22 protein-coding genes, 7 tRNA genes and 3 pseudogenes are annotated in these 24,357 nt (G+C 71.4%); 19 read left to right on the forward strand and 13 right to left on the reverse strand.

The window, feature by feature from the left end; all coding sequences use genetic code 11:
- Window positions 1-133: 133 nt before the first annotated feature.
- Window positions 134-1,063: pseudogene (locus ABZ624_RS37820) on the reverse strand (serine/threonine-protein kinase); the annotation flags it as partial.
- A 603-nt stretch (window positions 1,064-1,666) separates the two neighbouring features.
- Here ABZ624_RS37820 and ABZ624_RS37825 point away from each other — a divergent pair.
- From ABZ624_RS37825 to ABZ624_RS37835, 3 genes are all read left to right on the forward strand, one after another.
- Window positions 1,667-1,843, forward strand: a complete 177-nt coding sequence (locus ABZ624_RS37825; protein WP_360099309.1) for a hypothetical protein — start codon at window positions 1,667-1,669, stop codon at window positions 1,841-1,843.
- 332 nt (window positions 1,844-2,175) lie between these two features.
- The gene (locus tag ABZ624_RS37830) at window positions 2,176-3,246 is read left to right on the forward strand and encodes a phosphotransferase (protein WP_360099311.1); all 1,071 of its coding nucleotides are present in this window, start codon (window positions 2,176-2,178) and stop codon (window positions 3,244-3,246) included.
- An 80-nt stretch (window positions 3,247-3,326) separates the two neighbouring features.
- Window positions 3,327-3,635 (forward strand): zf-TFIIB domain-containing protein, encoded by a 309-nt coding sequence (locus ABZ624_RS37835; RefSeq protein WP_360099313.1) that lies wholly within the window; start codon window positions 3,327-3,329, stop codon window positions 3,633-3,635.
- A 61-nt stretch (window positions 3,636-3,696) separates the two neighbouring features.
- Here the strand turns inward: ABZ624_RS37835 and ABZ624_RS37840 are convergent.
- The 5 genes from ABZ624_RS37840 to ABZ624_RS37860 all read right to left on the reverse strand — a co-directional run bounded on the left by ABZ624_RS37840 (window position 3,697) and on the right by ABZ624_RS37860 (window position 4,174).
- Window positions 3,697-3,768, reverse strand: a tRNA-Val gene (locus ABZ624_RS37840).
- Between the two features lie 29 nt (window positions 3,769-3,797).
- Window positions 3,798-3,869 (reverse strand) — tRNA-Val (locus ABZ624_RS37845).
- A 47-nt stretch (window positions 3,870-3,916) separates the two neighbouring features.
- Window positions 3,917-3,988, reverse strand: a tRNA-Val gene (locus tag ABZ624_RS37850).
- Window position 3,989: 1 nt separating this feature from the next.
- Window positions 3,990-4,063 (reverse strand) — tRNA-Cys (locus ABZ624_RS37855).
- A 38-nt stretch (window positions 4,064-4,101) separates the two neighbouring features.
- A tRNA-Gly gene (locus ABZ624_RS37860) sits at window positions 4,102-4,174 on the reverse strand.
- A gap of 178 nt (window positions 4,175-4,352) precedes the next feature.
- Here ABZ624_RS37860 and ABZ624_RS37865 point away from each other — a divergent pair.
- From ABZ624_RS37865 to ABZ624_RS37875, 3 genes are all read left to right on the forward strand, one after another.
- Window positions 4,353-5,417, forward strand: a complete 1,065-nt coding sequence (locus ABZ624_RS37865) for a chorismate-binding protein (protein WP_360099315.1) — start codon at window positions 4,353-4,355, stop codon at window positions 5,415-5,417.
- Complete coding sequence (locus ABZ624_RS37870) at window positions 5,414-6,235, forward strand: aminodeoxychorismate lyase (protein ID WP_360099317.1); 822 nt, start codon at window positions 5,414-5,416, stop codon at window positions 6,233-6,235. The genes ABZ624_RS37865 and ABZ624_RS37870 overlap by 4 nt, the downstream gene beginning before the upstream one ends.
- Window positions 6,236-6,310: 75 nt before the next feature.
- Complete coding sequence (locus ABZ624_RS37875) at window positions 6,311-7,135, forward strand: GNAT family N-acetyltransferase (RefSeq protein ID WP_360099319.1); 825 nt, start codon at window positions 6,311-6,313, stop codon at window positions 7,133-7,135.
- 17 nt (window positions 7,136-7,152) lie between these two features.
- Here ABZ624_RS37875 and ABZ624_RS37880 read toward each other — a convergent pair whose 3' ends face one another.
- Entirely contained in the window at window positions 7,153-7,677 is a 525-nt protein-coding gene (locus tag ABZ624_RS37880; protein WP_360099321.1) for a DsbA family protein, read from the reverse strand.
- A gap of 259 nt (window positions 7,678-7,936) precedes the next feature.
- On the opposite strand from ABZ624_RS37880, the gene ABZ624_RS37885 reads away from it, so the two are divergent.
- Entirely contained in the window at window positions 7,937-8,380 is a 444-nt protein-coding gene (locus tag ABZ624_RS37885) for a hypothetical protein (protein WP_360099323.1), read from the forward strand.
- A gap of 198 nt (window positions 8,381-8,578) precedes the next feature.
- Window positions 8,579-8,728 carry a hypothetical protein gene (locus ABZ624_RS37890; protein ID WP_023552049.1) on the forward strand — a complete coding sequence of 50 codons (150 nt, stop codon included), beginning with the start codon at window positions 8,579-8,581 and terminating at the stop codon, window positions 8,726-8,728.
- 116 nt (window positions 8,729-8,844) lie between these two features.
- Here the strand turns inward: ABZ624_RS37890 and ABZ624_RS37895 are convergent, their stop codons facing one another.
- Window positions 8,845-9,405, reverse strand: a complete 561-nt coding sequence (locus ABZ624_RS37895) for a CGNR zinc finger domain-containing protein (RefSeq protein WP_360099325.1) — start codon at window positions 9,403-9,405, stop codon at window positions 8,845-8,847.
- A 273-nt stretch (window positions 9,406-9,678) separates the two neighbouring features.
- Complete coding sequence (locus ABZ624_RS37900) at window positions 9,679-10,092, reverse strand: SsgA family sporulation/cell division regulator (RefSeq protein ID WP_004002642.1); 414 nt, start codon at window positions 10,090-10,092, stop codon at window positions 9,679-9,681.
- Window positions 10,093-10,283: 191 nt separating this feature from the next.
- Here ABZ624_RS37900 and ABZ624_RS37905 point away from each other — a divergent pair, with 191 nt between their 5' ends.
- The 7 genes and pseudogenes from ABZ624_RS37905 (at window position 10,284) to ABZ624_RS37935 (ending at window position 14,118) form a co-directional block, all read left to right on the forward strand.
- The gene (locus tag ABZ624_RS37905; RefSeq protein ID WP_360099327.1) at window positions 10,284-10,760 is read left to right on the forward strand and encodes a TIGR02611 family protein; all 477 of its coding nucleotides are present in this window, start codon (window positions 10,284-10,286) and stop codon (window positions 10,758-10,760) included.
- Between the two features lie 84 nt (window positions 10,761-10,844).
- Window positions 10,845-10,916 (forward strand) — tRNA-Val (locus tag ABZ624_RS37910).
- A 773-nt stretch (window positions 10,917-11,689) separates the two neighbouring features.
- Entirely contained in the window at window positions 11,690-12,703 is a 1,014-nt protein-coding gene (locus ABZ624_RS37915; RefSeq protein WP_360099329.1) for an alpha/beta hydrolase, read from the forward strand.
- 87 nt (window positions 12,704-12,790) lie between these two features.
- Window positions 12,791-13,132: pseudogene (locus ABZ624_RS37920) on the forward strand (extracellular solute-binding protein); the annotation flags it as partial.
- 12 nt (window positions 13,133-13,144) lie between these two features.
- Window positions 13,145-13,414: pseudogene (locus ABZ624_RS37925) on the forward strand (hypothetical protein); the annotation flags it as partial.
- Between the two features lie 146 nt (window positions 13,415-13,560).
- Window positions 13,561-14,007, forward strand: a complete 447-nt coding sequence (locus ABZ624_RS37930) for an SRPBCC family protein (RefSeq protein WP_360099331.1) — start codon at window positions 13,561-13,563, stop codon at window positions 14,005-14,007.
- A 39-nt stretch (window positions 14,008-14,046) separates the two neighbouring features.
- A tRNA-Val gene (locus tag ABZ624_RS37935) sits at window positions 14,047-14,118 on the forward strand.
- 53 nt (window positions 14,119-14,171) lie between these two features.
- Here the strand turns inward: ABZ624_RS37935 and ABZ624_RS37940 are convergent.
- Window positions 14,172-14,897 (reverse strand): 3'-5' exonuclease, encoded by a 726-nt coding sequence (locus tag ABZ624_RS37940; protein ID WP_360099333.1) that lies wholly within the window; start codon window positions 14,895-14,897, stop codon window positions 14,172-14,174.
- Between the two features lie 168 nt (window positions 14,898-15,065).
- Between ABZ624_RS37940 and ABZ624_RS37945 the strand changes: the two genes are divergently transcribed.
- From ABZ624_RS37945 to thrS, 3 genes are all read left to right on the forward strand, one after another.
- A complete protein-coding gene (locus tag ABZ624_RS37945; RefSeq protein ID WP_360099335.1) occupies window positions 15,066-15,632 on the forward strand; it encodes a DUF4365 domain-containing protein in 567 nt (188 codons plus the stop codon).
- A complete protein-coding gene (locus ABZ624_RS37950; RefSeq protein WP_360099337.1) occupies window positions 15,629-16,876 on the forward strand; it encodes a hypothetical protein in 1,248 nt (415 codons plus the stop codon). Before ABZ624_RS37945 ends, ABZ624_RS37950 begins: the two co-directional genes overlap by 4 nt.
- Before the next feature lie 120 nt (window positions 16,877-16,996).
- On the forward strand, window positions 16,997-18,973 hold the full coding sequence (gene thrS, locus ABZ624_RS37955) for a threonine--tRNA ligase (RefSeq protein WP_360099339.1): 1,977 nt from the start codon (window positions 16,997-16,999) through the stop codon (window positions 18,971-18,973).
- A 28-nt stretch (window positions 18,974-19,001) separates the two neighbouring features.
- Here thrS and ABZ624_RS37960 read toward each other — a convergent pair whose 3' ends face one another.
- Window positions 19,002-19,670, reverse strand: a complete 669-nt coding sequence (locus ABZ624_RS37960; RefSeq protein WP_360099341.1) for an ion channel — start codon at window positions 19,668-19,670, stop codon at window positions 19,002-19,004.
- 67 nt (window positions 19,671-19,737) lie between these two features.
- On the opposite strand from ABZ624_RS37960, the gene ABZ624_RS37965 reads away from it, so the two are divergent.
- Complete coding sequence (locus ABZ624_RS37965) at window positions 19,738-20,295, forward strand: HIT domain-containing protein (RefSeq protein WP_360099343.1); 558 nt, start codon at window positions 19,738-19,740, stop codon at window positions 20,293-20,295.
- Between the two features lie 30 nt (window positions 20,296-20,325).
- Here the strand turns inward: ABZ624_RS37965 and ABZ624_RS37970 are convergent, their stop codons facing one another.
- Window positions 20,326-21,972, reverse strand: coding sequence for a hypothetical protein (locus ABZ624_RS37970; RefSeq protein ID WP_360099345.1), 1,647 nt, complete (start codon window positions 21,970-21,972; stop codon window positions 20,326-20,328).
- A 175-nt stretch (window positions 21,973-22,147) separates the two neighbouring features.
- Window positions 22,148-24,349: an elongation factor G-like protein EF-G2 gene (locus ABZ624_RS37975; protein WP_360099347.1), complete on the reverse strand. Its 2,202-nt coding sequence runs from the start codon at window positions 24,347-24,349 to the stop codon at window positions 22,148-22,150.
- Window positions 24,350-24,357: the final 8 nt, after the last annotated feature.

Consider the following 24,357-nt stretch of genomic DNA (forward strand, 5'->3'; position numbering starts at 1 on the left):
GGCACAGGTCACAAGGGCAAGGAGGGAAACCTCACAGCCCCTGCCCTGCACTCACTTGAGCATGCTGCCCTAGCATCCGAGCCATGACGGTCCTGGCGCCGCCGCGCGGCACCGGCGTGCCGGGCGACGTACGCCGCTGGGTGCGCTGCTGCTCGGGGTACGTGTCGACGAGCCGCCCGGTGGGCCGGTCCGTCTCCGCGGCGCGCGGCGCGGGCGGCCGTACGTCGGCGAGGCCCTGTGCCTCACGCGCGGCGATCTCCTTGAGCCGCAGCGACAGCTGCAGTGTGCTGGGCCGCTCCTCGGGGTCCTTCGCCAGGCAGGCCCGGACCAGCGGGGCGAGCGCGTCCGGTACGCCGTGCAGGTGCGGTTCCTCGTGCACCACCCGGTACAGCATCACCTCGGAACTGCCCTGCCCGAAGGGCGAGTCCCCGGTGGAGGCGTAGGCGAGGGTCGCGCCCAGGGAGAAGACATCCGTCGCCGGGGTGACAGCCGCCCCGCGCACCTGCTCGGGTGCGAGGAAGCCGGGGGAGCCGACCGCCGTACCGACGTGCGTGAGCGTGGAGGCGCCGGTGGCCCAGGCGATGCCGAAGTCGATGATCCGCGGCCCCTTCGGGGACAGCAGGATGTTGGAGGGCTTGAGGTCCCGGTGCACGACACCGGCCTCGTGCACGGCGACCAGCCCCTCGGACAGCGCCGCGCCGATCGCCGCGGCGTCGGCCGCGCCGAGCGGGCCCTCGTCGGCGACCTTGTCGTGCAGGGAGGGGCCGGGGACGTACTGCGTGGCGAACCAGGGCCGCTCCGCCTCCAGGTCCGCGGCGACCAGCCGGGCCGTGCAGCCGCCCCTGATCCGCCGGGCCGCCGAGACCTCACGGGCGAACCGCGACCGGAACTCCTGGTCCTCTGCGAGATCGGGCCGGATCACCTTCAGGGCGACCCGCTGCCCCTTCTTGTCGGAGCCGAGGTAGACCACGCCCATCCCGCCCGCGCCGAGCCGTCGGTGAAGCCTGAACGAGCCGACGACGCGCGGGTCCTCGCGCCTCAGGCGCATCATCGCCATGTTCATCCCCGCTGCCCGGTCCCTGTGACGTGGCACAGCTTACGTTTCCACGGCCGCCTGCGCGCAGAGGCCGCGCCCTCCGGGGCCGACGGATTGTGCCGCCCACCGGTACGAGGTGATGTGTGGTCAGGAAGTGGGCGGACGCCGGGACAATGGGTCATCCGTTCTCCCAACCGATCTCCAGCGCAAGGGTGTTGAGAGTGCGGGCGGGCAGGTGGTGCCGGTTCATGTCCCCACCCGGCGGACACCCGGTAGCGACGGGAGGCCAGGTCGCGGTGCGGAACACGACCTGCACACACCACACCGCCACCACCCCTCCGGAGTGATCGAAGTCACTCCTTCCGGCCTGCTGGACGCTTCCGAAATGACCGGACACAGTGGACACCCCCTCCGGGGAGACCCCTAGACCCGGACGCCCGTCTCCACCCAGGGGAGTAGATCCCAGGTCATGGCTCATCCTCCGGGAGGCCCGGCAATCGGTACGAGGGCATGACGCCCGGCGCCCGCCCCGCGCCTAGATTTGAGGTCAAGCGGCGGGTGCAGCACTCGTCCCCCGAGGTCAGACACCCGCCGCTGCCGACCCTAAAAGACACGGTCAGGAGAGGAACCATGGCCGACACGGCACCGCGAAGCCCGGCGTTCACGCCGCGCCGGACGGGCCGCCGTCACCCCTTGGTGGCGACGCTCATGGCCCTTCCCCTGGCGGCCCTGCTCCTGCTCGTCTTCGACGGCTGGGAGACGGTGGCCACACAGGCGTCGTCCGTGGGTGCGATGCTGGGGCGCTGAGCGGCGACCCCAGGCCCGGAAGAGCGGTCCGGGCAGGGACATCCATCCAGGAAACCCCGTGGGGACGGGGGTGCGGCGGACGGCAAAATGCCGGCGCAGCTGGGGAGCTGCGCCGGCATTGCTTTCTCCCGCCCCGGCAGAGCCCCACCATGCGCACCTGCGAGCCTGCCGCCGACCGGGCAGTGGCCCACAACCCCCGCCCCGCACTGGCCCCGGGTGCCAAGGGAAACCGTGCATCGCGTCGACCCCCGGCCCCCACACCGCGCACCCGTGAAACGCCGCACCCCCCATCCACGTACGCTCACCCGGACACCCCGACCCCCGAGGCCCCGTTGACCCTCCTCCCCGCTCTCACCGCACAGGCCAGAGCCGCCGCCCACCCGCCCTCCGGCGGAGCCCCCTGCGCCTGCGGCGAACCACCCGCCCTCCTCGCCGACCGCCCCGACGCCACCGTCGTACGGCACGCCGACACCGTCGCGAAGGCCCACGCCCCCGGTACCGACCCCACCGCGCTGACCCTCCGCCTGGCCGTGGCCGCCCACCTCCCGGACGTCCTCCTCCCCCCGCTCACCCCGGCCCCCGCCCCCCTGCAGGACCGCTTGGTCACCTTCTGGCCGTACGGCGCCCCCGTGGATCCCGACGACGACCCGGACGCGGCTCCCTGGGAGGCCACCGCCACCCTCCTCGCCCGCCTGCACCGGACCGTCCCGCCCGACGGCCTGCCCTCGATGCGCGGCCCTGCCAAAGCGGCCCGCGCCGTCGCCCGGCTCCACACGGCCCTGCGCGCCGAGCCCGCTGCCGAACCGCATGCCAAGCCCCCTGTCGAACCCCATGCCGAGGCTCAAGCCGAACCCCATGCGGAGGCACAAGCCGAACCCCACGCCGAGCTCCGTCTGGCAGCCGGCCCCGTCCTCGCCGCCTGGGCCGCTCTCCCCGCCTGGGCCCGCGGCGAGGCCCCGATGCCCGGCACCCCCGCCCTCTGCCACGGCGACCTGCACCTCGGTCAGCTCGTCCGCCACCCGGCCCCGGACGGCCCCTGGCGGCTGATCGACGTCGACGACCTGGGAACCGGCGCCCCCGCCTGGGACCTCGCCCGCCCGGCCGCCTGGTACGCCTGCGGGTTGCTCCCACCCGACGCATGGACCCGTTTCCTCGGCGCGTACCAGCGCTCGGGCGGTCCGGCCGTACCCGCGGCCGGCGACCCCTGGTCCGCTCTGGACGTCCCGGCCCGCGCGCTGACCGTGCAGACGGCCGCCGTCGCCCTCGCCAAGGCGCTCACGGCCGGCCGACCGCTGGACGGGGTGGAACAGGCACTCGTCGACGCATGTGCCCGAATGGTCCCCATTCCGTACCAGTTGGCGTCCGCGAGTACGGCCACGGATGCGGACACGGGTACGGACTAGGCTGCAACCGACCGGGGCTGGACGGAGTCTGTCCTGGGGAAACACGAAGCAGGACCGACCGGCGAGGAGTTGAGCCGACGATGCACTGTCCGAAGTGCCATGCCCCGATGAACACCTACAACCGCAGCGGCGTCCAGATCGAGCAGTGCAGCGGCTGCCGGGGCATCTTCCTGGACTACGGCGAGCTGGAGGCGCTGACCCAGCTGGAGTCCCAGTGGTCAAAGCCCGTCCCGCCGGCCCCGCCCGTCGCCCCGCAGCCGTACCCGGCCCCGCCCGCGCCCGCCTGGGGCGCCCCGCACGGCGGCCACCATGGCGGTCACCACGGCGGCCACGGACAGTACGGACACCATGGCCACAAGAGCTGGGCCCACATGCTCTTCTCCAGCTGAGCGGTCGGGGGGCATGAAAGAGCCCCCGGCCGTACGAGACGGCCGGGGGCTCTTTGCTGTGTGGACGATACTGGGATTGAACCAGTGACCTCTTCCGTGTCAGGGAAGCGCTCTCCCGCTGAGCTAATCGTCCCGGGGCCGTGACCCTGGGGTCACAGTCAGTGCGCGATACTGGGATTGAACCAGTGACCTCTTCCGTGTCAGGGAAGCGCTCTCCCGCTGAGCTAATCGCGCGGGCGGGGATCTTCGAGAAGACCCGTGGATCTCGCGAGAAGATCCAGTGGACGATACTGGGATTGAACCAGTGACCTCTTCCGTGTCAGGGAAGCGCTCTCCCGCTGAGCTAATCGTCCTTGGAGGTGGAGACGGGATTTGAACCCGTGTAGACGGCTTTGCAGGCCGTTGCCTCGCCTCTCGGCCACTCCACCAGGAGTGTAGGGGATCGGGGTGACCCCTTCTTCCTTCGAGCGGACGACGAGGCTCGAACTCGCGACCTCAACCTTGGCAAGGTTGCGCTCTACCAACTGAGCTACGTCCGCTTGTCGTTTCGGTCCGCTTCCGCGTCCCGGCGACGTGTTGAACTCTAGCGGATTCCCGGGCCAGCACAAAAACGCGTTTGCGCAGCGTGCTGCGGTGCCTCCGACGGACGACGTGGTCAGCGCCCCCTCGGGGTCGTCCCGGGGCCACCCCTCGGACACCCGACCTAGACTCGACCACGTGCTCCACCACGCTTCCCGGCTCCCTGCTCTGGCCCGCTTCGGCGACCGTCTCGCCACCGGCCTCCTCGATGTCACCAGTGATCCCGCCGCCCTGGACTCCGCGGGCTTCTGGGCCGTCTGCGCGGACTTCGAGGGCCGGCTGACCTGCGCCCGCTTCGCGGACGTACACGAGGAGCCGGTGCCCGCGCCGGTGCCGGGCGGCTGGCGGGGCCCCGCGGCGGGGGACTGGACCTCTTCCCTGGACCGGGCCGCGTACACGACGGCCGTCCGCCGGATACGCGAGCACATCGCGGCCGGCGAGGTCTACCAGGCCAACCTCTGCCGGGTGCTCAGCGCGCCGGTCCCGCCGGACGCCGATGTGGACGCCCTGACCGCCCTGCTGGCCCGAGGCAACCCGGCGCCGTACGCCGGAACGATCCGGCTGCCGCGGCACGGCGTGGAGATCGCCACCGCCTCGCCCGAGCTGTTCCTGCGCCGGGACGGCCGTGTCGTGGAGTCGGGGCCCATCAAGGGCACCGGACGCACGGAGGCGGACCTCCTGGAGAAGGACTACGCCGAGAACGTGATGATCGTGGACCTGGTCCGCAACGACATCGGGCGCGTCTGTGCGACCGGCAGCGTGACCGTCCCGGACCTGTGCGCCGTCGAGAAGCACCCCGGCCTGGTCCACCTGGTCTCCACGGTCCGCGGCGAGCTCCGGGACGGGGCCGGCTGGCCGGAGCTCCTCACGGCCGCCTTCCCGCCCGGCTCGGTGACCGGCGCGCCGAAGTCGAGCGCCCTGCGGATCATCGATGCCCTGGAGACCGCCCCGCGCGGGCCGTACTGCGGGGGCATCGGCTGGGTCGACGCCGACCGGGGCACGGGCGAGCTCGCCGTGGGCATCCGCACCTTCTGGATCGACCGGCCCGACGACGGTACGGCCCTGCTGCGCTTCGGCACCGGCGCAGGCATCACCTGGGGGTCCGACCCCGAGGGGGAGTGGCAGGAGACCGAGCTGAAGGCGTCCCGGCTGCTCGCGGTAGCGTCGGGAGCGTACGCGGCAAGAGGAGGGGTCTACTCATGAGGATCTGGCTGGACGGCGGGCTGCGCGACCTGGAGTCCGCCCGCGTCTCCGTCTTCGACCACGGGCTGACCGTCGGCGACGGCATCTTCGAGACGGTGAAGGCGGTCCACGGCAGGCCCTTCGCGCTCACCCGGCACCTGGACCGGCTGAGCCGCTCGGCCCGGGGCCTCGGCCTGCCCGACCCCGACCACGACGAGGTCCGGGAGGCCTGCGCGGCTGTCCTGGAGGCGAACCCGATGCCGCTCGGCCGGCTGCGGATCACCTACACCGGCGGCCACGGCCCGCTCGGCTCCGACCGCGGTGAGCACGGCCCGACCCTCGTGGTCGCCCTCGGCGAGACCACCCGCCGCCCGGACACCACCGCCGTGATCACCGTCCCGTGGACCCGCAACGAGCGCGGTGCGCTGACCGGTCTGAAGACCACCTCGTACGCCGAGAACGTCGTCGCCCTCGCCCGCGCCCATGAACGCGGTGCCTCGGAAGCACTGTTCGGCAACACCGTCGGACAGCTCTGCGAGGGCACCGGGTCGAACGTCTTCGTCGTCCTGGACGGCGAGATCCACACCCCGCCGGTCGCCTCCGGCTGCCTCCCGGGCATCACCCGCGCGCTGACCGTCGAGTGGACGGGCGCCCAGGAGACCGACCTGCCGCTGGACGTGCTGCGGCGCGCGGACGAGGTCTTCCTCACCTCGACCCTGCGGGACATCCAGGCCGTGCACCGGGTCGACGACCGGGAGCTGCGGGGCACACCGGGCTCGGTGACCGCGAAGGCGATGCAGATCTTCGACGAGCGGGCCGGGCAGGACCTGGACCCCTGAGCGGGGCACGAGGCCGGGATCGGGCGGGCCGAAAACGGGCTGACTTGGTGGTCGCCCGCGGGTAGAACACCTGTGATGACCACAACCCTGCGGCCGGTCGAGCCGCTCCAGCGCAACGCCGACGGCACCCGTTCCCGCCGCTACCAGGTGTGTGTGAACAGCCGCCCCGTCGGCGAGATCCACCTCGGCACCTCGCCCTCCCTCGGCGACTCGGTGGCCCGCGTCATCGACCTGTGGATCGCCGAGCCCGACCGGCGGCGCGGCCGGGGCACGGTGGCCGCGCTCGCCGCCGAGGAGGTGGCGCGCGGCTGGGGCTGCACCCAGATCGAGACCCGCGTCCCCGCCTCGGCGGACATCGCGCTGCGGCTCTTCGGCGCCCTGGGCTACACCCTGCGCAACCGCGGCATGGAGAAGAGTCTCGGCAGCACCCCGCCCGAGTTGCCGCCGGGCAGCACCGCGCGGCCCATGACCCAGGCCGGTTTCGATGCCTGGCAGGCGCACGAGAGAGAGCGCTACGCGCGCACGTGGATCGAGCGCGGTCTCCCCGAGGCCACGGCCCACGCCAAGGCCCGCAGCGACCACGAACGACTCCTGCCGCACGGACTGGCGACCGACGGCATGCTCTTCAGCGTTCTGGAGCACGAAGGGGCGCGGGTGGGCACGCTGTGGGTGTCCCTGCAGGACGGCAAGGCGTACGTGTTCGACGTCGTGGCCGACCCGGCCCACCGCGGCCGGGGCCACGGCCGTACGCTCATGCTGCTCGCCGAGCGCCAGGCGATCGAGGCCGGCCGGCCGGTCCTCGGCCTCAACGTGTTCGCGGGCAACACGCCCGCCGAGCGGCTGTACGAGTCGCTCGGTTACGAGACCACGGAACGCTCCCTCTCCAAGCCCCTGCTGTAGCGGCCGGGGCCACGGGCTCAGGCGTTCTGCTCGCCCAGCAGCCGGTCGGCGATCTCCTCGACACGCTCGCGCAGCCCCTCCTGGCTCTTGCCGCCGTCGAGGCGTTCGCCGCCGATGACGTACGTCGGGGTGCCGCTCACGCCGATCGCCTTGCCCTCGGCCTGGTCGGCGTCCACGATCAGGATGTGCCGGCCGTCGATCAGCGCGGTGTCGAACTCCTCGGCGTCCAGCCCGAGTTCACGGGCCACCTCGACCAGGAAGGGTTCTCCCTGACGGTCCAGCTCCTCGACCCGCTCCAGCACGGCTTCCACGTACGGCCAGCCCTTGCCCTGCTCCAGCGCTTCCTCGGCGGCCTGCGCGGCGGCGAAGGCGTGCTTGTGCTTCTCCAGCGGGAAGTGCCGCAGCCGCAGCTCCAGCCGGTCGCCGTAGCGGGCGCGCAGGGCGCGGACGTCGTCCAGGGCGGTACGGCAGTCGGGGCACTGCAGCTCGCACCAGACGTCGAGAACGAGGGCGTCGGTGCGTGCGGGGGAGGAGTCGCTCATGCCGACCAGTCTTCCAGGCCGGACGCGGGTGACCCAATCGGGACGGCACGGCCGCCGCGCCCGGGCACGGGGGAGGTACGGCACCGGACCGGCACTCCAGTAGGAGGTGACCCGGAGATGTCCCTGATGTCCCCCGGGAGCGTGGCATCGCGAGGTCGAGGCGGTGCAGGATGGAGGGGACGGAGGCGGTGCGCCGTGCCGGTGTGCCGCGTCCGCGCACTGCGGGCCTGCCACCCGACCGAGCCGCCAGGAGGACCGGATGATTGCCGAGACCGTCTGCTCCGCCGTGTCCGCGGCGGGCCTGGGCATCGCGGTGGTCACGGCCTACCGCAAGCGCTTCCTCGCGGCGGCACGCATCGCGGCCTACTCGCTGGTGCCGGTCGGCCTGGTGATGACCGGGGTCGTCGGCTGGCTCGCCGACACCGCCTTCAGCCCCACCGCGTGGGCCGGCTTCGGGGTACTGGGCGCGGCCTGGCTCCTGTTCGCGGGCACCCGGGCGGTCGAACGCCGGCGCGGCGGCACCCGCGCCCAGCGCAGAGCGGCCCGTGGCGACCAGGCAGAGGCCGTGGCCCCGGGAGCCTCCGCACCCTCCCTGGGCGCGGGCACCCGGACCGCGCCCGGATCCGCCACCGCCCCGCGTGCCACCGGCTCCGCCGAGGACTTCAGCGACATCGAGGCCATCCTCAAGAAGCACGGCATATGACGGCAGCAAGCCACCGCGGGGTTTCACGGCCCGGCAGGCGCCTTCCGGCTGAAACGACACAGAGCGTCGCGCGGAGGTCCAGAACCGTTCACAAGCCGAAGCAAGTCGGACGAGACGGTGCGGAATGCGGTAACTCCCGCATATCGCTCGCACGTTGATCGCGCACGGGGCCTCTCCTGCGTCATCATCGGCGGCGAGATGCTGGACACAGAGAGCGAGGCCGCGCCGCCGAAGGACGAGCCGCGCGGGTGCCTCTTCGCCCTATCCCAGCCACCGCTGATGATCTTCCTTGCGGTGATCGGGTGTCTGCTCCTCATGGCTGCGCTGCACGACCTGCTGTTGCTGTGAGCCGTACACGTCCGTCCCGGCGCCACCCGCCGGGACCGACGTCGCCACCGGCCGGGCCCGCGAAAGCCGACGGCGGTGCGACTCCCTGGGCCCTGTCGTCACATTCCGCTCCCGGATCATCCCGTCGCTTCCTTCCGGCGGGCCCGGTACGCGGCCACGTGCAGCCGGTTCCCGCAGGTGCGGCTGTCGCAGTAGCGGCGGGAGCGGTTACGGGAGAGGTCGACGAAGGCGCGCCGGCAGTCCGGTGCCTCGCAGCGGCGCAGCCGTTCCTGCTCCCCGGCCACCACGAAGAAGGCGAGTGCCATCCCGCAGTCGGCGGCGAGATGGTCGGCCACCGAGGCGCCGGGCGCGAAGTAGTGCACATGCCAGTCGTAGCCGTCATGGTCGGTCAGGCGCGGGGTGGTGCCCGCAGCGGCGACCAGCTCGTTGATCAGCCCGGCGGCGGAGCGGGCGTCCGGCGCGGCGAAGATCGCCGCGAAGCGCCCCCGGATCCTGCGCACCGCCGAGAGGTCGAACTCCGACAGCACGCCGACATCGCTGATCTCGTGGTTTCGTACGAAATCCGCGAGAGCCGGGACATCGGGCAGTCCGTCGGCCGCCGCGTCGTCGTCCGGCGCGGTGTTCACCAGATCGACCACGGTGTCGAGGGCGCACCGGGCGTCGTGGGTGATCAGCACGTTTCGCTCCCTGGCCTGGGGGTCGGGCGGACGCCCGCCGATGCTGGCCGATGGTAGCGACAACCCCGCCCGCCGCATCGTCCGCAGCCCGACCAGCTTGCCGGAAGAACGCCGCCGTGCCCGCGGTGGTTCCCGGAGCCGGCGGGCGCGCACAAGCCGACGCCGCCCCGTGAGCGCTCACGGTGACGGCGCCTGCCCGTGCCGTATACGGCTGTCTTGGCCCGAGCCGTCTCCCCGAGTGGACGGCGCCGGGCTGCTTTCGGAGGCCGGGACCTAGCTCTCCGCCAGGATGTGCGAGAGCTCCTGATCCAGATCGAAGTGCCGGTGTTCCGTGCCGGGCGGCACGGCGGCGTCGGTTCGCTTCAGGAAGGACTCCAGGGCCCGCGCCGGGGCCTCGAGCAAAGCCTCCCCCTCCGGGGAGCTGAGGGCGATGCACACGACGCCCTGGCCATGGCTGCGCGACGGCCAGACACGGACGTCGCCGGTGCCGGTGGGCCGGTGGAGCCCCTCGGCGAGGAGGTCACGGGCGAACACCCACTCGACGGTCTCCTCGGCTCCGGTGTGGAAGGTGGCGTGCACGGCGTAGGGGTCGGCCGTGTCGTACCGCAGGCCTGCGGGGACAGGCAGGGAGGACTCGCTCGACACAACGAGGCGCAGGTGCAGCTCGCAGCTGACCGTGGTGTTCATAAGCGCCAGGGCCTTTCGCTCAGTGTGCGCTCGGGGATTCGCACGTCGGCGAAATCGACATGCCACCTACGATGCCGTTGTAAACCCCTCTGAGGGTTTTGCGTGTCTTTACGTAACTCTTCCGGCCGAGAACTCGTACGAGACCTACGTCCATTCCGGTGACTGGATTCACTCCGGTATGGTTTGTCCGTATGAATACGGGGAGTGACGGGCCGGGCGAGGTCGCCGTGGCGGCGGACAAGGCGAAGGCGGACCGGAAGGAAGCCGGGCGGGAAGCGGGGCGCGAGGACGGCAGCGGGCTCGGCTCCCGGGCGCCGGAATTCATCAAGGCGCGCCGGCTGCTGCATCTGAGCTGGCAGGTCGGCGTCTTCGTGGTCGGCCTCGCGGTCGTCGTCACCGGCGTCATCATGCTGCCGCTGCCGGGACCCGGCTGGGTGGTGATCTTCGGCGGCATGGCGATCTGGGCGACGGAGTTCGTCTGGGCGCAGCTCGTGCTCCGCTGGACCAAACGCAAGGTGACCGAGGCCGCCCGGCGGGCCCTCGATCCCAAGGTGCGCCGGCGCACCATCACGCTGACCGGTGTCGGGCTGGTGATCGTGGCCGCGCTGGTGGGGGTCTACGTGTGGAGGTTCGGCGTCGTCATGCCGTGGAAGATCAAGGATCAGTGACCGGGCTCCGTTCGCCCGGCCGCCCGTCGCCCCGGGCCTGGTCCGTAGTACCCCCTGACATGGGGTAATGTTCTTCCTGCGCCCGGGCGATTAGCTCAGTGGGAGAGCGCTTCGTTCACACCGAAGAGGTCACTGGTTCGAACCCAGTATCGCCCACCCGGACCGACGGCCCACCTGCAGAACAGCAGGTGGGCCGTCGGCGTCTGCGCGACCGGGCGGAGCACAGGGGGGCGGTACGGGCGAGGCGGGACGAGGCGCCGCCTGCTGATCTGCGTTTCTCCGTCCCGTCGGCCGCTACGGCACCGGCGCCTTCGAGGAGGCGGCTCGACGCTGGAGAAACACTGCGCGCAGCCGCGCTTTGCCAAACCGGCAATAAGTCTCGCGCGCAGCGGACCGGCCGCAGGAACATCGTCACGGGGGCGGCGATCACGGAGCCGGTGACCGGCCGTACTCCGGCAGATACGCGGCCCACCGCTCCGCCCACACCCCACCAGCACGCCAACGCACCCTCTCGCCCGAGCCACCGGCCCATCGACACCCGTACCGGCCACGCACGAGCCACCGGCCCATCAACACCCGCACCGGCCACGCACGAGCCGCTCAGCCCCGTTCCGCCGTAGGTGCCCGCCCGAGGGGCGGGCCCCTCCCATGCCGCCTCCGACAGGCTGTTCTCGGCTCGGAGCCGCCTCCAAAGCCGTTCTCCGAAGACGAGCCGCCTCCCCACGAGCCGTTCTGCCCCAGGAGCCGTCCGTCCCAAGCCGCCCTCCTCCCGCCGAGCGAGCCTCCGAGCAGCCCCTGAGCCGCATCACGCCCCGAGCCACCCCAGGCCCCCTCCGCCCCGGCAGCCGCCCGCTCCCAGCACGACGCCCGCCCGCACGCGCCCGCCCGCACGCACGCTCTCCACCCATCCCCAACCGCAGGAGCCCTCCATGCCCCACCTCCTGTCCACCGGCCCCCTGCTCACCGGCCCTGTGTCCACCCACCGCCTGGTCCCTTCGCCGGCCGGCCGTCTCCACCTGGTCGAGCAGGGCTGCGGCCCCCTCGTGTTGCTGGTGCACGGGTTCCCGGAGTCCTGGTACTCCTGGCGGCACCAGCTGCCGGCCCTGGCCGCCGCCGGCTACCGCGCCGTGGCCGTCGACGTCCGGGGCTACGGCCGTTCCGCCAAGCCGACGGCCGTGGACGCGTACCGGATGCTCGACCTGGTCGCGGACAACCTCGCCGTGGTCGAGGCGCTGGGGGAGGAGTCCGCGGTCGTCGTCGGCCACGACTGGGGCGCCACGATCGCCGCCACCTCCGCCCTGACCAGGCCCGACGTGTTCCGGGCCGTGGGACTGCTGGGCGTGCCGTACAGCCCGCCCGGCGGCCCGCGGCCCAGCGACGTCTTCGCGCGGATGGGCGGTGACGAGGAGGAGTTCTATGTTGCGTACTTCCAGCAGCCGGGCCGGGCCGAGGCGGAGATCGAACCCGATGTGCGCGGCTGGCTCGCGGGCTTCTACGCCGCCCTGTCCGCGGACACCATGCCCGCCCCGGGCGCCCCCGACCCACACTTCGTCAGCCCCGGCGGAACCCTGCGCGAACGTTTTCCCGCCGGCCCGCTGCCGGCCTGGCTGGGCGAGGGCGACCTCGACTTCCTGGCCGGGGAGTTCGAACGGACCGGTATGACCGGGGCGCTGAACCGTTACCGGAACATGGACCGGGACTGGGCGGACCTGGCCGGTTACCAGGGCGCCCCGATCACGCGGCCGTCGCTGTTCATCGGCGGCGGTGCGGACGCCTCGCTCGTCTGGCTGGCCGACGCGGTCGAGGCGTACCCCGAGACCCTGCCCGGCCTCCTCGGCTCACACATCCTCGACGGCTGCGGGCACTTCGTCCAGCAGGAGCGTCCGCAGGAGACGAACCGGATCCTCATCGACTGGCTCGCCACCCTGCCTGACCACACCTGAGCAGCCCCGTCCCTGGCTGCAGCCGAGTCCCTCGGGCGGGGAGCAACCGCTGCGGGGAGGGGCCGATCAGAGGAGCGGGCCAAGAAGATCAACCACACCATCGCGCTCTTCGAGAAGAAGTACCCCAAGATCAAGGTCAAGACCGACTTCCAGACCCAGGCCGCCGGCGGAAATCCCCCGGACGTTTTTTAAAATGCCGTCACCTTTCTCCGGAAGTACGACAAGCGCGGAATTCTCCTCGACCTGAAGTCCCGGGTTCAGGCAGGAAATCTGACCCTGGATCACTTCCGGGACGGCATGCCGAAGGTCGGCGAGGCCGACGGAAAGCAGCTCGGAATTCCCGTCGGTTCCAACACCATGGCGCTCGTCATCGACAAGAAGGTGTTCCGGAAGGCCGGCGTCGAGCCGCACACCGGATGGATCTGGGACGGAGTGGGAACACAAGGGTCCCAAGGGGAGAAGGCCAAGGCGCGCGTGCTGTCCACCGTGGAGGGCATCGCCGCCCTTCGGCCTCGACGAGCTGTGCGCCGAGCTCATCCAACTGGTGGACATACCCACGTTCAAGTCGGCCTACCTGGACTGCTGCCGCTACTTCAACGCCACCAAGGCCGAGGAGAAGGCCCGGTACGGCTCTGGGTGTCCAGCAACGACACCGCGCTCCACGGCCTCGCGGCCGTCGAGAACCTGGCTCTGCTCGGCGACAGGATGCCGAGCCAGTGGCAATGGGGGAGCGCCGTCGCACGGGCGGCGGCGCTCGCTCCCCGAGTGTGGCCGGTGCCGGAGCGCGGCGCATGAGTACGCGTACTCAGATTTATGCACTGCTTTATGCACTGCACCCGTGCGGGCAGACTCGCCCCATGGACTGGACCCACTACCGCTTCCGCAGCCTGTGGTCCCTGCCCGCGCCGCCCGCCGTCGTGTACGCGGTGCTGGAGCGGCCCGAGGACTATCCGGTCTGGTGGCCGCAGGTGCGCTCGGTGACCCGGCTGGACGCGGACACGGGCGTGATCACCATCCGCTCCCTGCTGCCCTACGACATGACCTTCACCGCACGGCAGACCCGCCGTGACCCCGACGCCGGTGTGCTGGAGGTCACCGTGTCCGGAGACATCGAGGGCTGGGCACGCTGGACCGTCACGGCGGCTGGCCCGGAAGCCCTGGCCCGGTACGACCAGGTCGTCGAGGTGACCAAGCCCCTGCTCAGGCGGCTGGCCGTGCCTGGACGCCCGCTCTTCCGCCTCAACCACCGCCTGATGATGCGGGCCGGGCGGCGCGGACTGCTGCGCCGTCTCCAAGCGGTTTGAACGAAGGACGCCGGGACCTGTATTGTTCAGTGCGTTCCCGGGCGATTAGCTCAGTGGGAGAGCGCTTCGTTCACACCGAAGAGGTCACTGGTTCGAACCCAGTATCGCCCACCGGGAAAGGCCGGTCCGCAGCAGCGGACCGGCCTTCTGCGTGCTCAGCGGGCTCATGCCGCCGCCGGCAGCTCCGGCCGCAAGGGCCAGTCCGTGTGGACGATCTCCTCCGACCCGCTGCGCGCGAACCACGCCTGCAGCCCGCGCGCCTGAGCCGCGTGCCAGTTGGCCTGGAGCGTGTGCAGCTCAGCGGGAGAGAGGCGTTCGAGACGGGTCGCGAAACGGCGGCCCAGGGCCCGTACGACCTCCAGGGCGGCCAGCGCGTCCGCACCCGCGTCGTGCGCGCCCTGCAGCGTCACGCCGTAGTGCTCGCACAGGTCCGTCAGCGTGCGACGGCCCTTGCGGTAGCGGTCCAGGTGTTTGTCCAGCACCCGCGGATCCAGCACCCTCAGCGGCACCGACTCGAACCAGCGGTCCAGCGACGACGCCCGGTGCCGGCGCAACTCCCGGTCCAGCAACGTGAGATCGAAGGGCGCGTTCATCACCACCAGCGGACGGCCCATCGCCGCGTGCTCCGCCAGCTGCTCGGCTATCTCGTACATCACCGGCGCCGGCCAGCGGCCATTGTGCTGCAGGTGCTCCTCCGTCAGCCCGTGCACCGCCGTCGCCTCCTCGGGCACCGGCACACCCGGGTTCACCAGCCAGCGGGACACCCGGGGCCGGGTTCCCGGCGCGTCCTGGACGACGACGGCGGCCGACACGATGCGGTCGGTCTCGACGTCCACGCCCGTCGTCTCCGTGTCGAAGGCGGCCAGCGGCCCCTCGTACCAGTACGTCATCCCAACCCAACTCCTCGTTCACCCAGGGCAGGTGACGTTCCGTCTTCTGCCCGTTTGGTGATACCCGGGCCGTTTGCGCCGTACGCGGGGAGGAGACAACAGGAGTACGGGTCTTTGCAGTTCAGCGGCCCGCAGCGGGGAAACTCTTGGTTTGGAAGGCTGTTGGTCATGGCCACTCTGCAGCCCGAGCGGGGCGGGCTGCTGCCCGATCGCACGGGCCCCCTCCGCGGCACGCTCGCCACCACCGCCTGCATGGAGACACTGCAGGTCGGCTATCTGCACGCGGTCGCCGCCGCGGCCGGCTGCTCACTGTCCCAGCCCTTCCCGGACAACGGCATCGACTGGCACGTCAGCCACAGCGCGCCCGGACACACCGTCGACGACGAGGTCACCATCAAGGTGCAGCTCAAGGCCACCTACCAGGTCGCGCCGAACCCTCCGGGACGCTCCTTCTCCTTCACCCTCGACAACGACCACCTGCGCAAGCTCGCCCGCACACCCGTCTCGGTGCACAAGATCCTGGTCGTCATGCTCGTCCCGCGCGCGCAGGACGACTGGCTGCGCGCCAGCCACGACCGGCTCGACCTCAGGCACTGCTGCTACTGGGTCAACCTCGCCGGTCACCCCATCACCGGCCGGCACCGGACCACCGTGCGGATCCCGACCTCGCGCATCTTCGACGACCGGGCCCTCTGCGAGATCATGACGCGGGTCGGAACGGGAGGCAGGCCATGAGGAGCCGTCCCTACGAGGAGCTGCCGCGCCAGGTCCGGCCGCATCCCGACGACCTCGCCCGGCACCGGCCCCCCGACCCCGCCCAGGTCGACCCCGCGGTGCTCGGCGCCCTGCTGCACCGGCACGGCTGGCAGCGGCGCGGGGGAGCGGCGGGCCGGTACGGCCGCTGGACCCCGCCCGGCCCGGCCGGCGGCGGAACCAGCCTCCTCGTGCCGGAGAGCCGGGCCTTCCCGGACAGCGACGACCTGCTCGGCGAGGCGCTCGACGCCCTCGCCCGCAGCGACACCGCCGCCGCGCGCGAGGTGCTCATCTCCCTCGCGGTGCCCAGCGACGAGATCCGCTGGTGGCGCGACACCCCGAGTGGACCGGTGGGCGCCTCGCCCTGGACGGCCGACGAGCAACTGCGCGGCGCCGTCCGGCAGATGCTGCTCGCCGCCGCGCTCGCCACACGCGCGCGTGCCGGCTACTACGGCGCCCGCCACCGCCGCTCCGCCGCCGTGCTCCTGGCGGACGTCCTCGTCGGCCCCGCCACCGAGGGCCGCCACCTCACCGCCTTCGTGCCCGTGCCCACCGGCCGTCCCCTCGCCGTCCGCCTCCACCAGGCCCTGTACGCGGCCCGCGAGGCCATCGACTACCAGCGGGCCACCGGCGGCATGGACGCCTTCGACGGCGCGGTCGAGGCCGGGGTCAGCCGCGAACTGACCGAGGCGCTCGCCGCGCTGGTGAGGGGCACCGAGGGTGCCCGGATCGGCGTCGCCTGGGCACCCGGCGCCGGCGTCCCCGAGGGCTGTGCCTCCTCCGCCGAACCCGTCGAGTTCTCGCCCGGGGACCTGCCCGTCCTACGTGAGGCCGCCGCCCGCTATCTGCGCGAGGAACCCTCCGTGCCGGTCCGCGTCACCGGCGCCGTCGTCCGCATGCGCCGCTCCGGACCCGGCGGGGAGGGCACGGTACGGCTGCGCGTCCTCTCCGGTGCCGACGTCCCGCACATCCGCGTCACCCTGGACGAGGAGGACTACCGCATCGCCGGCCACGCTCATCTCGTCGGACTCCCGGTGCGCGTGCACGGCCGGCTGGAGCGACGGGGCGGCTTCCGCAGGCTGACCGGCGCCTCCGGGGTCGTACCCGTGCAGGTGGACGAGGGCGAGCGGGACCGGCTGATGAAGTCCCTGCAGGAGAACCTCGACTTCTTCGAGGAAGCCTGCGGCGAAGGGTATGGGGGCGAAGGGTATGGGGACGAGGACTGAGACGTATCGGACAGGGGACTGAGCGTGACCGTTTAGCGGTCGGTGCCGTCGGGTCGGTACGATCGCCTGTGCGCGCGCTCCTGGTATGGCGCCGCACCCACCTTCAGTCAGGAGAGACCGGTGTCAGACGTCCGTGTGATCATCCAACGCGATTCCGAGCGGGAAGAACGCGTGGTGACGACGGGCACTACGGCCGCCGACCTCTTCGCGGGCGAGCGCTCGATCATCGCCGCGCGCGTGGCCGGCGAGCTGAAGGACCTCGCGTACGAGCTGTCCGACGGCGACGAGGTCGAGGGCGTCGAGATCTCGTCCGAGGACGGCCTGAACATCCTGCGTCACTCCACCGCGCATGTCATGGCGCAGGCCGTGCAGGAACTGTTCCCCGAGGCCAAGCTCGGCATCGGCCCGCCGGTCAAGGACGGCTTCTACTACGACTTCGACGTCGAGAAGCCGTTCACGCCCGAGGATCTCAAGGCCGTCGAGAAGAAGATGCAGGAGATCCAGAAGCGCGGGCAGAAGTTCGCCCGCCGTGTCGTCACCGACGAGGCGGCCCGTGAGGAGCTGGCTGCCGAGCCGTACAAGCTGGAGCTGATCGGCCTCAAGGGCTCGGCGTCGCACGACGACGGCGCCGACGTCGAGGTCGGCGCCGGCGAGCTGACGATCTACGACAACCTGGACGCCAAGACCGGCGAGCTGTGCTGGAAGGACCTCTGCCGCGGTCCGCACCTGCCCTCCACCCGGCTCATCCCGGCGTTCAAGCTGATGCGCAACGCGGCCGCCTACTGGCGCGGCAGCGAGAAGAACCCGATGCTTCAGCGCATCTACGGCACCGCCTGGCCGTCCAAGGACGAGCTGAAGGCGTACCTGGACTTCCTCGCCGAGGCCGAGAAGCGCGACCACCGCAAGCTGGGCAGCGAACTGGACCTCTTCTCCATCCCGGAGCAGATCGGCTCCGGCCTCGCGGTCTTCCACCCCAGGGGCGGCATCGTCCGCCGGGTCATGGAGGACTACTCGCGCCGCCGGCACGAGGAGGAGGGCTACGAGTTCGTCTACACCCCGCACGCGACGAAGGGGAAGCTCTTCGAGACGTCCGGGCACCTGGACTGGTACGCCGAGGGCATGTACCCGCCCATGCAGCTCGACGAGGGCGTGGACTACTACCTCAAGCCCATGAACTGCCCGATGCACAACCTGATCTTCGACGCGCGCGGCCGGTCGTACCGTGAACTGCCGCTGCGCCTCTTCGAGTTCGGGACCGTGTACCGGTACGAGAAGTCGGGCGTCGTGCACGGCCTGACCCGTGCCCGCGGCTTCACCCAGGACGACGCGCACATCTACTGCACCCGTGAGCAGATGTCCGAGGAGCTGGACAAGACGCTCACCTTCGTCCTCGGCCTGCTGCGCGACTACGGCCTGACCGACTTCTACCTCGAGCTGTCGACGAAGGACCCCGAGAAGTTCGTCGGCTCGGACGAGGTCTGGGAGGAGGCCACGGAGACCCTCCGCCAGGTCGCCGAGAAGCAGGGTCTGCCCCTGGTTCCGGACCCGGGTGGCGCCGCCTTCTACGGTCCGAAGATCTCCGTCCAGGCCAAGGACGCGATCGGCCGCACCTGGCAGATGTCGACCATCCAGCTCGACTTCAACCTGCCCGAGCGGTTCAACCTGGAGTACACCGGTCCCGATGGCTCCAAGCAGCGCCCGGTCATGATCCACCGCGCGCTGTTCGGCTCCATCGAGCGTTTCTTCGCGGTGCTCCTGGAGCACTACGCGGGCGCCTTCCCGGCGTGGCTTGCGCCGGTCCAGGCGCTCGGGATCCCGATCGGTGACGCGCACGTGGAGTACCTGGAGAAGTTCGCGGCGGCGGCCCGGAAGAAGGGCCTGCGCGTCGAGGTGGACTCCTCCTCGGACCGTATGCAGAAGAAGATCCGCAACGCGCAGAAGCAGAAGGTCCCCTTCATGGTCATCGCGGGCGACGAGGACATGTCGAACGGCTCGGTGTCCTTCCGCTACCGCGATGGCTCCCAGGAGAACGGCATCCCGTTCGACGAGGCCATCGCGAAGATCGCCAAGGTCGTGGAGGACCGGGTCCAGGTCTGACCCGCACAGATCCGAAAGGCCCCCGGGATCAGCTCCCCGGGGGCCCTTCCTCGTCGGTGCCCCGGGCGAACCGTTGCAACAGCAGCGAGGAGAACGAGCCGGTGACCACGCCGAGCAGGGCGAGACCGCAGACCATCAGCCCCACGGCGATGACCCGGCCCAGGGTCGTCACCGGGGTCACGTCGCCGTAGCCGACCGTCGTCAGGGTCGAGCAGGTCCACCAGACCGAGTCACCGAACGTGCGGATCGTGGCGTGGGGGGCGGCACGCTCCGCCTGGTACACCGCGAGGGCGCCGGAGAAGCCCAGCAGTGCCGCGGAGAGGCCGGCGTAGAGCATCACGCGTGAATGCAGCCCGAGGCGGGCGCCACCGCGCCGCCGCTGGACCACGTCGTACAGCCGCACGATCCGCACCGGCCACAGCAACGGCAGCAGCATGACCAGCGTGTCCAGCCAGTGGCGGGTCACGAAGCCGAGCCCACGGCCGCTCAGCCGCCAGTGCACCGCGTAGTCGACGGCGAACACCGCCCAGGCGGCCCCGATGATCACGCGCAGAACGTCGTCCTTGGCCGGGGGCAGGCCCCGGGCCAGTACATGCGTCGCGTAGCCGGCGAGGTAGACCAGCGACGCGATGCCGAGCGGCAGCGCGGCGCGCCCCTCCCAGCGTTCCCAGCGCTGCATGCGGCTGTCGTCGTCCACCGGCCCAGCTTGGCCGGTGCCTCCGTTCCCGCCGCCCCGGCGACACGCCGCGAACGGGCGAAGCCATATGCTGCCTAGCATGACGACTGAGCCGGAACAGCAGATCGGAGTGGGGACGCAGGACGCGTTCCAGCGCCTGTGGACACCCCACCGGATGGCGTACATCCAGGGCGAGAACAAGCCGACCGGTCCGGGGGCCGCCGACGGCTGTCCCTTCTGCTCGATCCCGGCCAAGTCCGACGACGACGGACTGATCGTCCGGCGCGGTGAGCATGTGTACGCCGTCCTCAACCTCTACCCGTACAACGGCGGCCATCTGATGACCGTGCCGTACCGGCATGTCGCCGACTACACCGAGCTGACCGGGCCGGAGACCACGGAACTGGCCGAGCTGACCAAGCAGGCGATGACGGCCCTGCGCACCGCGTCCGGCGCACACGGCTTCAACATCGGCATGAACCAGGGCACGGTCGCCGGCGCCGGCATCGCCGCCCACCTCCACCAGCACATCGTCCCGCGCTGGGGCGGCGACACGAACTTCATGCCGGTCGTGGGCCACACCAAGGTGCTGCCGCAGTTGCTGGCGGACACGCGCAAGATGCTTGCGGAGGCGTGGCCGGCGTAGGCCCGAGGTGCCCTCCACGGAGGGCACCGCTCACGCGTCGTACAGATCCGCCTTCCTCGGTGTCGGGTCCTGCACCAGTCCGCTGAGGATGCCCGACCGCATGCCGAACTTCTCCGTGTTCACGCCGTTCTCCTCCAGCACCCGGATCGCCGCCGAGTGCACCACCCGCAGCACCGGTGTGGCCGCGCGCAGCGCGTCGTCGGCCATGAAGCGGTGCCGCCACGGCTGATCGGCCCAGGCGTGCCGCAGACCGAACGGCTCCGGCAGCCCCAGCGAGCCGCCGAGCCAGTTGAGCAGGGGCGGGTACCAGGTCAGCGGGGCGCGTGCGGCGAGCCTCACCACCTCGTCGGTGGTGACCAGCGGCAGCATCACCTTGCGGGTCTCCCAGGGCTTGAGGGACTTGGCGACCTCCTTGCTCGGCGGCTCCGGCTTGGAGGTGAACAGCGGGTTCACCGGTCCCAGGGCGTGCCCGGTGACCTCGATCCGCAGCGTCTCGTGCAGCACCGTCACCGTGATCAGCATGGTGAGGACCAGCTGTCCGTCCCACAGCGTCCACTGCACGCCCAGATAGTGCCGGTCGCCGCTGCCGAACTGCTGCTTGTTGCAGATCTCCTGTATGGCGTGCGGCTTCACCTGGAAGGCTTCGACGTCGGTGCCCTCGGGCCGGGCCACCTCCCCGGCCTTCTCGCCGATCGGCGTGACGATCCAGTGCTTTATCGACGGCTTCGGGAAGCCACCGGTGTTCAGCGGGCCGCGCTCCAGCAGGGCGAGCTGGTCATGGATCGCCCGTACGACGTCCCAGCTGCGGAAGGGGTGGATCTCCCGGGTGGGGTCGGCGGGGACCAGGTTCTCGGCGAGCTGCCAGGCGCCCCAGCGGGTGCCCATGCCGAGTATGCCCTTGGGGCCGGCGTAGAAGACCGAGTTCGACTGCTGCTCGGCGCTGAGCCGGGCCAGTGACTGGCGCAGCTCCTCGGCCGCCGTCTGGTTGGGTCCGCGCGGCACGGCCTCGGGGACCTTGGCGCCGACGCTGGTGCCCGAGAGCAGGCCGCCCCAGCGGGCCCGCAGGTCCCTGGCCGTGCGCTCGCAGACCTGCTTGGCCCAGAACCAGCCCAGCACGGGCAGCACGACGCAGGCCCGGGCATACCAGGCCCAGAAGCCGCTGAACGGCATCTTGATCAGGAACAGCGCGGCGAGCACACCGACGCCGAGGAGCAGCACGGTGGCGAGTGTCCCGGCCCGCCTGTCGTCACGCTTGGCGACGAACGTGCGCAGCTGGAAGACGAGCAGCCAGACGATCAGCCCGGGCAGGAAGAGCACTCCGCACAGGACGGTCACGGCGGTCAGGCGGTTGTCGCGCTCCCGGCGGATGTTGTTGGCCGCGAGGCAGTGCTCGACCACGAACTGCGGCTCGGAGCCGAAGGACTGGATGAGCGGCTTGCGGCCGGGGGTGAGCATCCGGGCGACCACGGCCCGCGAGAACGCCTCACCGAGATTGGGCCTCAGCAGCGCGATCTTGCCGGCCTTGACGGTCGACTGATGCCATTCGTTGTCGGCCTTCTTGATCTCCTCGATCGGGCTGTCCCGGTAGGCCGCGGAGGCCAGCGCGGAAGTCGCCGCCTGGCCCTCGTCGCCCGAGACGGGCACCTGGGGCCCGTCCCACTCCGTTCCCAACGACATTCCCGCCCCCATCGCCGGCCTTGCTTCTGCGGCCTTCCCGACTTCCTCGCTCCGCACACCTGTTGAACAGGCCCTCGTTGCGATCAGCCTATCCGCCGCCACCGACAGCCCGCGGGCGGACGGCCGAAGCCGCCCGCCCGTGCGCCGTGTTGCGCGCCCGATGACGCGTCGTCAACTACCCGTTGTCGCCTGCCTGTTCGCGGATCCGCTCGGCGATCTGCGGCGGCATCGGCTCGTGCCGGGCATAGGAGCGGTCGAAGCGGGCCGTGCCGTGCGACAGCGAGCGCAGGTCGACGGCGTACCGGCCGATCTCGAACTCGGGTACCTCGGCCCGGATCACGGTCCGGCCCGAGCCCACCTGTTCGGTGCCGAGCACCCGGCCGCGCCGGCTGGACAGGTCGCTCATCACGGCGCCCACGTAGTCGTCGCCGACCAGCACGGACACCTCGGCCACCGGCTCCAGCAGATGGATCTTCGCGTCCGTCGCGGCCTCGCGCAGCGCCAGCGCGCCCGCGGTCTGGAACGCGGCGTCGGAGGAGTCCACCGAGTGCGCCTTGCCGTCGAGCAGCGTGACCCGTACGTCCACGAGCGGATAGCCGGCGGCGACTCCCTTGGCGGCCTGGGCCCGCACGCCCTTCTCCACGGACGGGATGAACTGACGCGGTACGGCGCCGCCGACCACCTTGTCCACGAACTCGATGCCCGAGCCGCCCGGCAGCGGCTCCACCTCGATCTCGCAGATGGCGTACTGCCCGTGCCCGCCGGACTGCTTCACATGCCGCCCGCGTCCCGTCGCCTTGTTCGCGAACGTCTCCCGCAGGGAGACCTTGTGCGGGACGACGTCGACCTGGACGCCGTAGCGGCTGCGCAGCCGTTCCAGGGCGACGTCCGCGTGGGCCTCGCCCAGGCACCACAGGACCACCTGGTGGGTGTCCTGGTTCTGCTGCAGCCGCATCGTCGGGTCCTCGGCCACCAGCCGGGCGAGGCCCTGCGAGAGCTTGTCCTCGTCGGCCTTGCTGTGCGCCTGGATGGCGAGCGGCAACAGCGGGTCGGGCATCCGCCACGGCTCCATCAGCAGCGGGTCGTCCTTCGCGGAGAGCGTGTCCCCGGTCTCGGCCCGCCCGAGCTTGGCCACGCACACCAGGTCGCCGGCGACGGCGTGCGTCACCGGGCGCTGCTGCTTGCCGAACGGCATGGACAGGGCGCCGACCTTCTCGTCGACGTCGTGGTCCTCGTGGCCGCGGTCGGCCAGCCCGTGCCCGGAGACGTGCACCGTCTGGTCGGGGCGCAGGGTGCCGGAGAAGAGGCGCACCAGGGAGACCCGGCCGACGTAGGGGTCGGAGGAGGTCTTGACGACCTCGGCGACCAGCGGGCCGGCGGTGTCGCACGGCTTCAGCTCGCGCGGCTTGCCGTCGACGGTCGTGACGTCGGGCAGCGGGTGCTCGAACGGGGTCGGGAAGCCGCCGGTGACCAGCTCCAGCAGCTCGACCGTGCCGAGGCCCTGTTTGGCGCCCTCGGCGGCGGGGGCGGCGGCCAGGACGGGGAAGAAGGAGCCGCGGGCGACGGCCCGCTCCAGGTCCTGGATCAGTGTCGTGACGTCGACCTCCTCACCGCCGAGATAGCGGTCCATGAGGGTCTCGTCCTCGCTCTCGGCGATGATCCCCTCGATGAGCCGGTTGCGGGCCTCCTCGATGTCCGGCAGCTGGTCCTCGCCGGGCTCGGACTCCTTGCACTCCCCGGTCGAGTAGTCGAACAGCTTCTGCGACAGCAGCCCGATCAGCCCGGTCACGGGCGCGTGCCCGTCGGGACCCTCGGGGCCGCGCAGCGGAAGGTAGAGCGGCAGCACGGCGTCGGGGTCGTCCCCGCCGAAGGCCTCCGCGCAGATCCGGGTCATCTCCTCGAAGTCCGCGCGCGCGGCCTCCAGGTGCGTGATCACGATCGCCCGCGGCATGCCGACGGCCGCGCACTCCTCCCAGACCATCCGGGTGGAGCCGTCGACGCCGTCCGAGGCGGAGACGACGAACAGGGCCGCGTCCGCGGCGCGCAGACCGGCCCTGAGCTCCCCGACGAAGTCCGCGTACCCGGGAGTGTCGAGCAGGTTGATCTTGATGCCGTCCCATTCGACCGGCACCAGGGAGAGCTGTACGGAGCGCTGCTGCCGGTGCTCGATGTCGTCGTAGTCCGAGACGGTGCCGCCGTCCTCCACGCGGCCCGCCCGGTTCAGCGCCCCCGCGGTCAGCGCGAGGGCCTCCACCAGAGTCGTCTTGCCCGAACCGGAGTGGCCGACCAGCACCACGTTCCGTACGGACGCGGGCTGGTCGGCCTCCAGAGCCCTGCCGGCGGCCCCGGGGTGGTGTGTCTGAGTCTTGTCGCCCATGATCCTGC

It is taken from the genome of Streptomyces sp. NPDC007205 (genome assembly GCF_040634095.1).
Classification (GTDB): domain Bacteria; phylum Actinomycetota; class Actinomycetes; order Streptomycetales; family Streptomycetaceae; genus Streptomyces.